This window comes from Phytoactinopolyspora alkaliphila (genome assembly GCF_010550695.1).
Classification (GTDB): Bacteria; Actinomycetota; Actinomycetes; order Jiangellales; family Jiangellaceae; genus Phytoactinopolyspora; species Phytoactinopolyspora alkaliphila.
In genome coordinates, this window is record NZ_JAAGOB010000023.1 from 15,653 (window position 1) to 28,723 (window position 13,071).

Genomic DNA, 13,071 nt, shown 5'->3' on the forward strand with positions numbered 1-13,071 from the left:
CAGGTAGGCAGGTGGTGGGCGGCGCCGAGCCATATCGGGTGTCGGCGCGGCCGGTCTGGCGGCTATTCTCGTCGTCGTCTCGTTGTTTTCGATTATCGACTAATGCCAACTTGGAGTACGCCCGTGGTCATGCGCATGTCGACCCTGTTCCTGCGCACCTTGCGCGAGGACCCCGTCGATGCCGAGGTCGTCAGCCACAAGCTGCTGGTTCGCGCCGGCTATGTCCGCCGGGCGGCGCCGGGCATCTACAGCTGGCTGCCACTGGGTTACCGGGTGCTGCGCAAGGTCGAGCAGATCGTGCGCGAGGAGATGGACGCGATCGGCGCCCAGGAGGTGCACTTCCCCGCGCTGCTGCCCCGCGAGCCCTACGAGGCCACCAATCGCTGGACCGAGTACGGCCCCAACCTGTTCCGGGTGAAGGACCGCAAGGAGGGGGACTACCTGCTCGGGCCCACCCACGAGGAGATGTTCACCCTCCTGGTGAAAGACCTGTACTCGTCGTACAAGGATCTGCCGCTCTCGCTGTATCAGATCCAGACCAAGTACCGCGACGAGCAGCGCCCCCGGGCGGGAATCCTGCGCGGGCGCGAGTTCGTCATGAAGGACTCGTACTCCTTCGACATCTCGGACGAGGCGTTCAAGGCGTCCTATGATGCCCACCGCGCCGCCTACATCAAGATCTTCGACCGGCTCGGGTTGGATTACGTCATCGTCGCCGCGATGTCCGGCGCCATGGGCGGCTCGGCGAGCGAGGAGTTCCTCGCCAACGCGGCCAGCGGCGAGGACACCTATGTGCGCTCGCCCGGTGGATACGCGGCCAACGTCGAGGCCGTGGTCACGCCCGTACCCCCGCCGGTGCCCTACGACGACGCGCCCGAAGCGCATGTCGAGGACACGCCGGACACGCCCACCATAGAGACGCTCGTCGGCCACCTCAACGAACGTTTCCCGCGGGTAGACCGTCCCTGGAGCGCCGCCGACACATTGAAGAACGTTCTGGTCATGTTGCGCCACCCCGACGGCACCCGGGAGCCTCTGGCCATCGGCGTGCCAGGTGACCGCGAGATCGACGAGAAGCGGCTCACGGCGCAGGTCGAACCCGCCACGGTGGAGCCGTTCGGCGACGACGACTTCAGGGCGCACCCGCTGCTCGCCAAGGGCTACATCGGCCCCGGCGTGCTGGGGGAGAAGAACGCGTCCGGCATCCGGTTCCTGGTGGATCCCCGGGTCGTTGACGGCACGCGGTGGGTCACCGGTGCCGACCAGGCCGGCCGGCACGTCCTGGACCTCGTCGCCGGACGGGACTTCACACCCGACGGAACCATCGAGGCCGCCGAGGTGCGGGCAGGGGATCCGGCGCCGGACGGCTCCGGGCCTCTGGAACTGGCGCGTGGCATCGAGATGGGTCACATCTTCCAGCTCGGACGGAAGTACTCGGAGGCGCTGGGCCTGCAAGTCCTCGACGAGAACGGCAAGCTCGTCACCGTCACCATGGGCTCGTACGGCGTGGGGGTGTCGCGCGCGGTCGCGGCCATCGTGGAGAACTCGCATGACGAGCAGGGCATCGTCTGGCCGCGGGAGGTCTCGCCCGCGGACGTCCACCTGGTCGCCACGGGCAAGGACGAGGCTGTCTTCGCAGCCGCGGGCGAACTCGCCGACGAGCTGGAACGATCCGGTGTCACTGTCCTGTACGACGACCGCCGCGGGGTCAGCCCAGGCGTGAAGTTCAAGGACTCCGAGCTGGTGGGTGTGCCCACCATCGTCGTGGTCGGCCGCGGGCTCGCCGACGGGCTCGTCGAGGTCAAGGACCGCCGCACGGGTGAGCGCACCGAGATCCCGCTCGCCGAGGCGGTCGGGCACCTGCGTTCCGTCGTCCTGCGCTCCTGACACCCGTCCGGCGGCCCGCGACTCTGTCACCTGATCGTCGATTTGTCGTCCGGTCGTTCCCATGGGGCTGATCGGATGGCACAGCTGGTCGATTCGGAGGCCGACACGTCATCTGATCATGTCCCAGCTAGCGGACTCCTAACGATCAGATGGCCAAAACGGTGCAATGGGCCGCGTTCAATCATCTGATCAATCTGGCCGGGGCTCACACGACCGGTCACACATCGGTTGTGAAGATGGTCGTGCGGAAAACCGCGGGGTGCGGCCGGGCGCGCTGCTGCGGTGAGGTCGTGGCGGGGGCGCCGGCGTTATGCCTGGTGCCCGGCCTTTGCCGGCGGGGAGCAGGTGTCATGCCCGGGGCGCCGGTGTGATCCGCCGGTCACCGGGCTGGTCGCACAGGTGCATGAGCATTCGCGTATCCTGACATCCATGCACAGGACGTTCCCGATCACTCCTCCGCCGCGCTCCTAAGCGGGGCGCGCAGTCGCGTGCCGGCCTCCGTCTGAAGATGGCCGGCGATTTTTTTGTGCTGAACTTAGTCGGCGTCTGACCACGCCGCGGATCTTCGCGTCCCGCTCCAGCGAACCATCACGCCTCATTCTTCGCGGGAGCTTACGTGGAACCCATTCGTACTGGTAATTCATCCGCCTCGAACTCGTCTCGGACCGATCTGCTGTTGGTAGCGGGGGCTGGCCTCCTCTGGGGGACCGGAGGCCTGTCGGGTGCTCTGCTCATCAGTCGTTCCGGAATCGACTCCTTCGCCGTGGCCGGTTGCCGCCTGGCTGTTGGCGGTGGCCTCGTCGTCGTGTGGCTGCTGGTGACCGGTCAGTTGTGCAACCTGCCACTCGGACGGCACAGCCTCCGGCGGCTGGGCGTGCTCGGCCTGCTCGCCGCGTGGTATCAAAGCTGCTACTTCGTCGCCGTTGAGCTCACGTCGGTGGGCGTGGCGACACTGATCACTCTCGGGGCGGCACCGGTCCTCGTGGTTGCCGCTGAGAGCTTCGTCGGCAGACGACTGCCTGCGCGCCGCACGGCAGCAGCCGTCGCGATCGCCCTGATAGGGCTGGTTTTGCTGGTCGACGGACCGGGCGTCGACGGCGCCGGGACAGCGCCGGCCGGTGCGCTGGCCGCGCTGGCTTCGGCCGGGGGTTTCGCTGCCATCACCATGCTCGGAGCGCGGCGTGTGGACGGTGTCGGCGCGCTGCCCACCATCGGGCTCGCGTTCGTCCTCGGTGGCCTCGTCATATTGCCGGCCGCGGCTGCTGCCGGCCGGGTGGCGGTAGAGCTCGACGTGGAGACGGTGACCTTGCTGCTCTACCTGGGGCTGGTTCCTACCGCTCTGGCATACGTGCTGTATTTCCGTGGGTTGCGCTCCGTGGTCCCCGGGTCAGCGGCCCTGATCTCGCTGCTGGAGCCTCTGGCCGCGGCGAGCCTAGCGGCGCTGTTCCTGCACGAGCGGCTCGGCGCGTCCCAAATGCTCGGTGCACTGCTCATCGGTGTCGCGATCACAGCGGTGGCCACCGGGCCGGGGATGTTCACCCCCCGGGTGCGCCCTCGCGCTCGTCCAGGCCGGGGAACGCGCTGACTTCTCCGGTCCAGCGACGACGTCGCAGGGCGGAGGCGACGAGCGCATCCGCAGCCATTCGGCGCAGATCCAGTCCCGGCCCGCTCGCCACGAGGTCCAGGTACACGGCCGCCAGCCGGTCCTCCAGCTCGCCGGCGAATGCGCGCGCGGAGGCGGCGTCATCGACCGTGAAGGGCAAGGCATAGGCGGGCGACGCGGCCTCGGGCACCGCGTCGAGCGCCGACAGGTACCCGCGGAGTAGGTCGCGCTGCGACTCGTGCGCCGCGAGGTCCTCCCGCGCCGCCGTCTGGGCGTCGTCGGACAGATAGGCGCCGACGACGCCGTATCCGTACACGCAGGCGTGCTCGCCGGCCAGCGCCGCCTGCGTGGCCGCGATTACCTGGTCCGAGACCGCTGGGTCGTCAGAAGCGGGTGTGGCCTCCGGGGTGTCCCCGGCTGTGCCGTCAGCCGTGCTGCCGGGTGTGGGCTCGAACGTGACCTCGGGTGTGGCGTTCATCGTGCTCCCAGACCGGCGTCGTGGGCCGCCTCGGCGGCGGCGACCGAGGCGAGCAGCGCCGCAAGCCGGGGGCTCGAGGCTTCGAGACAGTCGGTGAGATGGGCTTCGGAGGCGGCGAGCTCGGCCGCGCGGACGGCGGTGAGCGCCTGGCCGGGGTCGTCGGGAACCTCCGGGAGCTCAGCGTCGAGTCTTTCGAGGCGGCCGAGCACGTCGCCTCCGGTGTCAGCGGACCCGATCACGTCCAGGCGGGCCAGCAGGGGCAGCGGCCCGTCACCGACAAGGGCATCGACGTGCTGCCGGTGGTGGGAACTGAACGGCTCGACGGCGTCTTCGAGCTCGCTATGCCGGGCGATCGTCGCGGCGTGCAGGACGAGCAGGTTCTGTTCGGTCCGGGCGGCGTGCCACCGCACTCGCGCGTCTGCCTCCTCACCGGCGCCCCGCAAGGTGCGCTTTCCCGGGGGTGTGCCGGTGCATCCGGTGAGCGTAAGGCTCAGCAGCGGTACTCCGGCGAGCGCCGCGAGGATACGTCTGCGAGGCGGCGTCAGCCTGTCATTCACCGGGCAACAGTATCCGACGACATCGCCGTGCCGGCGAGGCGCTTTGGTCTCTCGAGGGCGTATCGCTGCATGTATGGTGGGCATCATGACCGGCGTATGTCGTGCCGGATAACTCGAGAGTGAGGAGGGTGCGTGTGAGTCCGGCGGATCGTGACCTCCTTCAGAAGATCGTCGAGCCGATCGTTGACGGCGAAGGACTGGATCTCGAAGAGCTCAAAGTAGGCCAGGCCGGGCGCCGGAGCCGGGTGCAGATCGTCGTTGACGCCGATGGCGGCGTGGACTTGGACCGTTGCGCGGAGGTCTCTCGGTTGATCTCGGCTGCATTCGACGACTCCGATGCCATGGGTGAGACGCCGTACACGCTTGAGGTCAGCTCGCCAGGCGTTTCGCGCCCGTTGACGCTGCCGCGGCATTGGTCCCGTGCCACCGGGCGGCTGGTCCGGGTGAAGCGTGCCGACGGCAGTGAGATCACCGGTCGCGTGCGTTCAGCCGCTGATCGTGCGGCCGAGCTGGACGTGGACGGCTCCGTCGAGGAGATTCCCTACGCCGACGTCGCCAAGGCGCGGGTCGAAATCGAGTTCAATCGCGTCGCAGACGCCGAGACGGGGTGAGTGTGACGTGGATATCGACCTAGCTTTACTCCGTGCACTGGAGCGAGAGAAGGACATCCCCTTCGACCGGGTGGTGGAGGCGATAGAACGAGCGTTGCTCCTGGCATACCAGCGCTCGGAGCAGTCGCAGCCCGAGGCGCGTGTGGTCCTCGACCGCAAGACCGGTCACGTCACCGTGTGGGCGCGGGAGGCCGACGAGGACGGCAACGTCCTGCGCGAGTGGGACGACACCCCGGCCGGCTTCGGCCGGATCGCGGCCACCACGGCCAAACAGGAGATTCTGCAGCGGATCCGGGACGCCGAGGACGAGGCCAACTTCGGGGAGTTCCTCGGCAAAGAGGGCGACATCGTGTCGGGGACCATCCAGCAGGGCAGCGATCCGCGTGCCGTACAGGTGGATCTGGGCCGTATCGAGGCGACGCTGCCCGCCGCCGAGCAGGTGCCGGGCGAGCGGTACGAGCACGGCAGCCGGATCAGGTGCTATGTCGTGCAGGTCCGCAAGGGCTATCGCGGACCTTCTGTGACGCTGTCGCGTACCCATCCCAACCTGGTCAAGAAGCTGTTCTCGTTCGAGGTTCCCGAGATCGCCGACGGAACGGTCGAGATCGCCGCCATTGCCCGGGAAGCGGGCCACCGTACCAAGATCGCCGTGACATCCACGGTTCCAGGAGTCAACGCCAAGGGCGCCTGCATCGGGCCCATGGGCGCGCGGGTGCGCTCGGTCATGACCGAGCTGAACGGCGAGAAGATCGACATCGTCGACTGGTCGGAGGATCCTGCCGAGATGGTCGCGCACGCCTTGTCGCCGGCCAGGGTGCAAAGCGTCGAGATCGTCGACGAGGCAGCGAGATCCGCTCGGGTGACGGTGCCGGACTTCCAACTGTCCTTGGCCATCGGCCGCGAGGGACAGAACGCCCGGCTTGCCGCCCGCCTGACCGGATGGCGTATCGACATCCGCCCTGACACCCAGCCGGATACACCGGCTACCTCGGTGGGGCAGGGCGAGGAGTAGCGTCGCCGGGCGAAGCGGAGAGCGGGCGATTCAGCAACCGGCGAGAAAGACGGTAAGCTATGACGGCGGAGGCCCGTGCGTCCGAACGGAAACCTATGCGTACCTGTGTGGGGTGCCGTTCACGCGCGGAGAAATCTGCAATGCTGCGAGTCGTCGCGGACGAGTCCGGTGCGGAACCCGTACTGGTGCCTGACCCCGGCGGCCGGCTTCCCGGTAGAGGTGCGTATCTTCACCTCGATCCGGGTTGCCTCGACATCGCCACCCGGCGGCGGTCGTTCTCGCGGGCCCTGCGGCTCTCGAGACCGGTCGGCGTTAGTGTGGTACAGCGGTGGCTCGACGTAGTACAGGAGCCTGATCGGGGCTCGAAAGGCTGAACCGGAATGGTTCTGGATCGGCCTACTGGCCAGGAAGAAGGAGACACGACGTGACTCTCACGAGCGTTCGATGAGCACGCAAAGATGAGCACGCACACCACCTAGCCGGTCCGAGCCTCCGTGCCCGGACCGAGAAGGAGAGCAGTGGCAAAGGTCCGGGTACATGAACTTGCCAAAGAGCTCGGAGTATCGAGCAAAGACGTCCTCGGCAAGTTGGGAGACCTCGGCGAGTACGTCAAGTCGGCGTCCTCGACCGTTGAGGCCCCAGTCGTCCGCAAATTGCGGGAAGCATTCGCCTCGTCCACGGGCGACGGCAAGCCGGCGAAGAAGTCGCCGGCATCCGGTGGCGCGGTAAAGCGGTCGGCTGATGCCTCCGCGTCGCCGCGTCCGGCAGACGCCAAGCCGGCCGCGCCAGCGGCACCAGAAACCCAGCGCACACTCACGCCGCCGGAAAGCCCAGCGGCTCCACAGGCCACTCCGGGGGCCGCACCTCGCCCCGGGCCGCCTGCGCCGCCCGCGGCGAAGCCAGCCCCCCGGCCCCGGCCGACGCCTCCAGGCGCCGTGCCGGAGCAGCCTGCTGACAAGCCGAGCGAAGCACCGGAGGCCGCGCCGCGCCCCGCGCAGCAACGCCCCGCGCAGCAACCCGGCCCGAAGCCGGGTCCGGGGGCACCTCGTCCGGCAGGTCCGCGGCCGGGTAACAACCCGTTCGGCGGAGAGAGCACCGGTATGGGCCAGCGCCCGTCCGGGCCTCGCCCCGGTGGCCCGCGGCCGGGTAACAATCCGTACGGTTCCGGCAGCTCCACCGGCATGCAGCGACCGAGCGGCCGCCGCGACGGCGGCGGACAGGCCGGACCTCGCCCGCCGGCCGGAAGCGGTGGGCCACGCCCCAACCCGGGCATGATGCCCGCTCGCCCGCAGAGCCCCGGCGGGGGTCGCCCTGGTGGCGGCGGCGGAGGTCGTCCCGGTGGTGGCGGCGGCGGTGGCCGTCCCGGTGGTGGCGGCGGCGGTGGCCGTCCCGGTGGTGGCGGCGGCGGTGGCCGTCCCGGTGGTGGCGGCGGCGGAGGTCGTCCTGGTGGTGGCGGCGGTCTGAGCACCGGCCGTCCCGGTGGCGGCGGTCCCGGATTCGGTGGCCGCCCTGGCCCGGGTGGTCGTAGCCGCGGTGGCGGCACGGCAGGTGCGTTCGGTCGCCCCGGCGGCAAGCCGGCGCGCAGCCGTAAGAGCAAGCGTCAGAAGCGCCAAGAGCTCGACAACATGCAGGCACCGACAATCGGCGGTGTGCGGCTCCCGCGCGGCAACGGGCAGACCATCAGGTTGCCTCGCGGCGCGTCGCTGGCCGACTTCGCCGAGCGGATCGATGTCGACCCGGCTCAACTGGTGCAGGTGCTGTTCGGCCTCGGCGAGATGGTCACGGCCACTCAGTCCGTCGACGAAGACACCTTCCAGGTGCTCGGTGGCGAACTGGGCTTCGACATCCAGCTGGTCTCGCCGGAAGACGAGGACCGCGAGCTGCTCGAGTCCTTCGACATCGACTTCGGTTTCGAGGGCGAGGACGAGGCTCTCGCTGCGCGGCCGCCGGTGGTGACCGTCATGGGTCACGTCGACCACGGTAAGACGAAGCTGCTCGACGCGATCCGTAACGCCAACGTGGTCAGCGGTGAGTCCGGTGGTATCACCCAGCACATCGGTGCCTACCAGGTCCACGTCGAGCACGACGACGTCGACCGCGCCATCACCTTCATCGACACACCTGGTCACGAGGCGTTCACCGCCATGCGTGCCCGTGGTGCCCAGGTGACCGACATCGCGATCCTCGTGGTCGCGGCGGACGACGGCGTGATGCCTCAGACCATCGAGGCGCTCAACCACGCCCAGGCGGCGAACGTGCCGATCGTGGTCGCGGTCAACAAGGTGGACAAGGAAGGCGCGAATCCGGACAAGATCCGGCAGCAGCTGACCGAGTACAACCTGGTGGCCGAGGAGTACGGCGGCGACACCATGTTCGTCGACATCTCGGCGTTGCAGCGCATGGGTATCGAGAAGCTTCTCGAGGCGGTCATCCTCACGGCCGACGCGACGCTGGAGCTCCAGGCGAACCCGGAGATGGCCGCCCGAGGCGTCGCTATCGAAGGTCACCTGGACAAGGGCCGCGGCCCAGTGGCGACCGTGCTGGTACAGCGCGGCACGCTTCGCCCGGGTGATGCCATCGTCACCGGTCAGTCCTACGGCCGGGTCCGGGCGATGCTCGACGAGTACGGCAAGCCGGTCGAGGAGGCCGGGCCGTCGCGTCCGGTGCTGGTTCTCGGTCTGACGGCCGTGCCGGGGGCGGGCGACAAGTTCCTCGTCGCCGACGACGACCGCACCGCTCGCCAGATCGCCGAGAAGCGTGAGGCGATGGAGCGCAACGCCGCTCTGGCCAGGGCCCGCAAGCGGGTCACCCTGGAGAGCTTCCTGGCCGAGAGCAAGGTCCAGACGCTCAACCTGATCCTCAAGGGTGACGTCTCCGGCTCGGTGGAAGCGCTCGAGGACGCCTTGTTGAAGATCGACGTCGGCGAGGAGGTCGATCTGCGGATCATCCACCGCGGCGTCGGCGCCATCACCGCCAACGATGTCAACCTGGCCTCGATCGACGAGGGCATCATCATCGGCTTCAACGTCCGCCCGCAGAACCGGCAGGTGGAGGATCTCGCGGACCGCGAGGGCGTCGAGATCCGCTACTACTCGGTGATCTACTCGGCCATCGAGGAGATCGAGGCGGCCCTGAAGGGGATGCTCAAGCCGGAGTACGAGGAGTCCCAGCTCGGCACGGCGGAGATCCGCGAGGTGTTCCGCTCGTCCCGCGTCGGCAACATCGCCGGGTGCATGGTCACCAGTGGCCTCATGCGCAGGCGGGCGGCGGCCCGGCTCATCCGGGACGGCGTCGTCGTGGCGGAGAACCTCAGCATCGACTCGCTCAAGCGGGTCAAGGACGATGCCACCGAGGTTCGCGAGGGCTTCGAGTGCGGTATCAGCCTGGGTTCGTACAACGACATCCAGGTGGGTGACGTCATCGAGAACTACGAGATGAAGGAGAAGCCCCGCGGCTGATGTTCGTCGCGACCCTGCGTCTGGACATCTTGCTCGGTGATGTCCGGTCGCTGAAGCAGAAGCGCGCCGTCGTACGTCCGATCATCGCGGACGTACGACGGCGGCATGAGGTCGCCGTGGCAGAAGTCGGCCATCTCGACCTGTACCGGCGTACTGAGATCGGCGTTGCCATGGTGGCGGCGGACGCGGCCCACTGCCGGACGGTTCTCGATAGTGTCGAGCGCCTGGTGGCGGATCGCCCCGAGATCGAGCTGCTCTCAGCTCGGTATCGACTGCGTTCGGATGAAGACGAGCCGTCGGGATCGGCGACGGCGGCTCACGAAGGAGGACGAGATGGCTGACCCGGCGCGTGCCCGCAAACTGGCGGACCGGATCCGTGAGATCGCGGCGGAGACGCTCGAGCGCCGTGTCAAGGATCCCCGGTTGGGATTCGTGACGGTCACCGACGCCCGCATCACCGGCGATCTGCGTGAAGCCACGGTCTTCTACACGGTCTACGGCGACGAGGCGGAGCGCACCGCCACCGCCGTGGCGCTGGAACGGGTCAAAGGCCTGGTCCGCTCCGAGGTGGGCCGCCAGACCGGCGTGAGGTTCACGCCGACCATCGAGTTCATCGCCGACGCGGTGCCGGAGAACGTCGCACACATCGAGGATCTGTTGCGTACGGCGCGCGCCTCGGACGAGGAGGTCGCGCAGGCGGCGGCCGCGGCGGAGTACGCCGGCGACCCGGACCCGTATCGGGCCGCCGATGACGACGACGAGGGCGAGCCGGCAACCTCGTAGATCGTCACAACGCATATGGGTGGGGGCGGCAGGAAAGGTGAGCGTGGTCAATGACTGCTCATAAGGACGGCCTCGTCGTCGTGGACAAACCCGCGGACATGACGTCGCACGGCGTTGTCGGCAGGGTGCGGAGACTGGCCGGCACCCGCCGGGTGGGTCACGCCGGCACGCTGGATCCGATGGCCACCGGGGTCCTGGTGGTTGGGGTCGGCAAGGCGACGCGCCTGCTGGGCCACCTCGCGCTCACCGAGAAGGGCTACCAGGCCACGATTCGCTTGGGTGCCAGTACCGTCACCGACGACGCCGAAGGTGACATCACGGCCGAGGCCGACGCATCAAGGGTCGAGGAGGCGGCGATCCGTGCGGAGATGGAGATGCTGACTGGCGAGATCCGGCAGGTCCCCAGCGCGGTGTCGGCGATCAAGGTGGACGGTGTCCGCTCCTATCAGCGCGTGCGCAGCGGTGAAGAGGTCGAGCTGAAGGCCAGGACGGTGACGGTCAGCCGCTTCGACGCGGTGGATATCCGCCGTGAAGGTCCGTTCACCGACGTGGAGGTCGTGGTCGACTGCTCGTCGGGCACCTACATCAGGGCGCTGGCGCGAGACATCGGCGTGGCCCTGGGGGTGGGTGGGCATCTGACCCGACTGCGCCGTACGCGGGTCGGCCCGTACAGCTTGGAACAGGCCCGTACGCTCGACCACCTGGAGCAGAGCTGGGCGCCTATCTCACTGGAGGAGTCGGCTGCTCTCTCTTTCCCCCGGCTCGATGTCGATGAGCCCACCGCCCGGATGGTCGCACACGGGGCGCCGCTGGCGCGGACAGACATGGGGCCGGGCCCCGTGGCGGTATTCGGGCCGGACGGCGTCCTCCTGTCCCTGGTCGAGGATCGCGGGCCGCGAGCCAAGTACCTCGCGGTCTTCGTCGGGTAGAGCCGGGCATCGCATGCGCAGCGAGGAACCCACGCAGCCGCATCAGCGGCTCGACGCCGAGCTCACCCTGCTGTGGCGGCGGCTGCGATGGATGTCCGTCACCTTGGCGCGCAAGGTCGACGACGGCCTGGAGGCGCCTGCGTACGGGCTGCTCGGAGCGGTCCATGATGCGGGCTCCGGCGTACGGGGCGGGGACCTGGCCGAGCGTTTCGGATTGGACAAGTCCACCGTGAGCCGCCAGATCGCCCAGTTGGAGTCGCTGGGACTGGTCGAGCGGGTCACCGATCCTGATGACAAGCGTGCGCGGCTGATCCACATCACCGACGCGGGTCGCGACATGGTGTTCCGGCTCCGAGTAGCCCGCGGCGAGTGGCTGCGTACCGCCCTCCAGCCGTGGGCGGAGTCCGACGTCGAGCGCCTCGTCGCCCTGGTGGGGAAGCTGAATGAGTCGGTCGGCACGGTATTGGGCAAGGGGCAGGACCATCCGGTCTGACACGGCTCGTGCCCGTGCCGGCGCGGCGGGCCGCGTGGCCGGTTTCGCGCGCGATCCGGGATAATGTCACGCTGGTGGCTCAACCCGCCAGACCATCGCTGACCACACCTCCGGGGGAGCGCACGTGCACTGCTGGACCGATCTGGGCCAGGTCCCGTCCGGGTTCGGCCCGTCGGTGGTCACCATCGGCAACTTCGACGGGGTTCATCTGGGGCACCGGCGAGTGCTTACCCGAATGGTGGGCGACGCGCGCGCCGTGGGCGCGCACGCGGTCGCGGTGACGTTCGACCCGCATCCGCTGCGGCTTCACCGGCCGGAGCACGCCCCGGAGCTCATCACCGGGGTGAAGGATCGCTTGGAGCTGCTCGCCGAGACCGGCCTGGACGCGGTTCTCGTGCAGCGGTACTCCTGGGAGTTCGCCAGGCAGTCGCCGCAGGAGTTCGTCGAGCGCTACCTGGTGCACGGCCTGCGGGCAGCGACCGTCGTAATTGGGCGTGACGTCCGCTTCGGCTGGCAGAACGCGGGTGACCTCGCCACGATGCTGGCGCTGGGTGAGCGGTACGGCTTCTCCGTCGAGGTGATCGAGGACGCCAGCCCGTCGCACGAGGCTAGCGGGGAGCATCGTCGCTGGTCGTCGACCTGGGTGCGGGAACTCCTCACCGCGGGTGACGTCGCGGGCGCCGCGCGGATACTCGGCCGTCCGCATCGGATGCGCGGACACGTCGTGAGAGGCGACGCGCGTGGCCGTGAGCTGGGGTTTCCTACCGCGAACATGTCCGAGGACAGCAGCGGAATGATCCCTGCGGACGGCGTGTACGCGGGGTGGCTCACCCGGACGGCGGGCAAAGCGCCGGTGCCGTCGGGCCGGTTGCCCGCGGCGATCTCCATCGGCACCAACCCGACGTTCGACGGACAGGTTCGCCGGGTGGAGTCCTACGTGATCGGCCGCACCGACCTCGACCTCTACGGCGACGAAGTAGTCGTCGAGTTCGTGGACCGGGTGCGTCCCACGCTGCGTTTCGACTCGGTCGACGAGCTGATCACGACGATGCATTCCGACGTGCGGGCCGCCCAGGCGCTCCTCACCTCGCCACCGCCTAAATGATCATGTTAACTATGTCTTCTCGTGCTCTACCATGCCTGCAGCCCTGGCGGATTCAAGTGGTGAGTGCAACACCGGGTGGATTGAATGGTTCTGAGAGTAGCTTGTTGAGTGCTTCGGCTGGGGTTTTCCAGCTCAGGGTTTTGCGGGGTCGGTTG

The 13,071-nt window shown here is 68.6% G+C and carries 13 protein-coding genes; 11 read left to right on the forward strand and 2 right to left on the reverse strand.

The features are described from left to right. The first annotated feature begins 135 nt into the window (after positions 1 to 135). Both G1H11_RS24695 and G1H11_RS24700 read left to right on the forward strand, forming a co-directional pair. Positions 136 to 1,887, forward strand: a complete 1,752-nt coding sequence (locus G1H11_RS24695; RefSeq protein ID WP_174257963.1) for a proline--tRNA ligase — start codon at positions 136 to 138, stop codon at positions 1,885 to 1,887. A gap of 616 nt (positions 1,888 to 2,503) precedes the next feature. Next, positions 2,504 to 3,472, forward strand: a complete 969-nt coding sequence (locus G1H11_RS24700) for a DMT family transporter (protein WP_216844124.1) — start codon at positions 2,504 to 2,506, stop codon at positions 3,470 to 3,472. Here the strand turns inward: G1H11_RS24700 and G1H11_RS24705 are convergent. Further along, a complete protein-coding gene (locus G1H11_RS24705) occupies positions 3,423 to 3,968 on the reverse strand; it encodes a ferritin-like domain-containing protein (protein WP_163821338.1) in 546 nt (181 codons plus the stop codon). The two genes, G1H11_RS24700 and G1H11_RS24705, sit on opposite strands and share 50 nt — an antisense overlap. Beyond that, positions 3,965 to 4,525 (reverse strand): hypothetical protein, encoded by a 561-nt coding sequence (locus G1H11_RS24710; protein WP_163821340.1) that lies wholly within the window; start codon positions 4,523 to 4,525, stop codon positions 3,965 to 3,967. Before G1H11_RS24710 ends, G1H11_RS24705 begins: the two co-directional genes overlap by 4 nt. Positions 4,526 to 4,659: 134 nt before the next feature. Between G1H11_RS24710 and rimP the strand changes: the two genes are divergently transcribed. From rimP to G1H11_RS24755, 9 genes are all read left to right on the forward strand, one after another. Next, positions 4,660 to 5,136: a ribosome maturation factor RimP gene (gene rimP / locus G1H11_RS24715; protein ID WP_216844125.1), complete on the forward strand. Its 477-nt coding sequence runs from the start codon at positions 4,660 to 4,662 to the stop codon at positions 5,134 to 5,136. A gap of 7 nt (positions 5,137 to 5,143) precedes the next feature. Continuing rightward, on the forward strand, positions 5,144 to 6,148 hold the full coding sequence (gene nusA, locus G1H11_RS24720) for a transcription termination factor NusA (RefSeq protein ID WP_163821344.1): 1,005 nt from the start codon (positions 5,144 to 5,146) through the stop codon (positions 6,146 to 6,148). A gap of 95 nt (positions 6,149 to 6,243) precedes the next feature. After that, positions 6,244 to 6,522 carry a YlxR family protein gene (locus tag G1H11_RS24725; protein WP_163821345.1) on the forward strand — a complete coding sequence of 93 codons (279 nt, stop codon included), beginning with the start codon at positions 6,244 to 6,246 and terminating at the stop codon, positions 6,520 to 6,522. A gap of 144 nt (positions 6,523 to 6,666) precedes the next feature. Beyond that, positions 6,667 to 9,606 (forward strand): translation initiation factor IF-2, encoded by a 2,940-nt coding sequence (infB, locus tag G1H11_RS27335; RefSeq protein WP_163821347.1) that lies wholly within the window; start codon positions 6,667 to 6,669, stop codon positions 9,604 to 9,606. Further along, positions 9,606 to 9,947, forward strand: coding sequence for a DUF503 domain-containing protein (locus G1H11_RS24735; protein ID WP_163821348.1), 342 nt, complete (start codon positions 9,606 to 9,608; stop codon positions 9,945 to 9,947). The genes infB and G1H11_RS24735 overlap by 1 nt, the downstream gene beginning before the upstream one ends. After that, complete coding sequence (gene rbfA, locus G1H11_RS24740; RefSeq protein WP_163821350.1) at positions 9,940 to 10,389, forward strand: 30S ribosome-binding factor RbfA; 450 nt, start codon at positions 9,940 to 9,942, stop codon at positions 10,387 to 10,389. Before G1H11_RS24735 ends, rbfA begins: the two co-directional genes overlap by 8 nt. 50 nt (positions 10,390 to 10,439) lie before the next feature. Beyond that, positions 10,440 to 11,318, forward strand: a complete 879-nt coding sequence (gene truB / locus G1H11_RS24745; protein WP_163821352.1) for a tRNA pseudouridine(55) synthase TruB — start codon at positions 10,440 to 10,442, stop codon at positions 11,316 to 11,318. 13 nt (positions 11,319 to 11,331) lie between these two features. Further along, on the forward strand, positions 11,332 to 11,811 hold the full coding sequence (locus G1H11_RS24750) for a MarR family winged helix-turn-helix transcriptional regulator (RefSeq protein ID WP_163821353.1): 480 nt from the start codon (positions 11,332 to 11,334) through the stop codon (positions 11,809 to 11,811). Positions 11,812 to 11,935: 124 nt separating this feature from the next. Continuing rightward, positions 11,936 to 12,916 carry a bifunctional riboflavin kinase/FAD synthetase gene (locus G1H11_RS24755; protein ID WP_163821355.1) on the forward strand — a complete coding sequence of 327 codons (981 nt, stop codon included), beginning with the start codon at positions 11,936 to 11,938 and terminating at the stop codon, positions 12,914 to 12,916. The last annotated feature ends 155 nt before the right edge of the window (positions 12,917 to 13,071 follow it).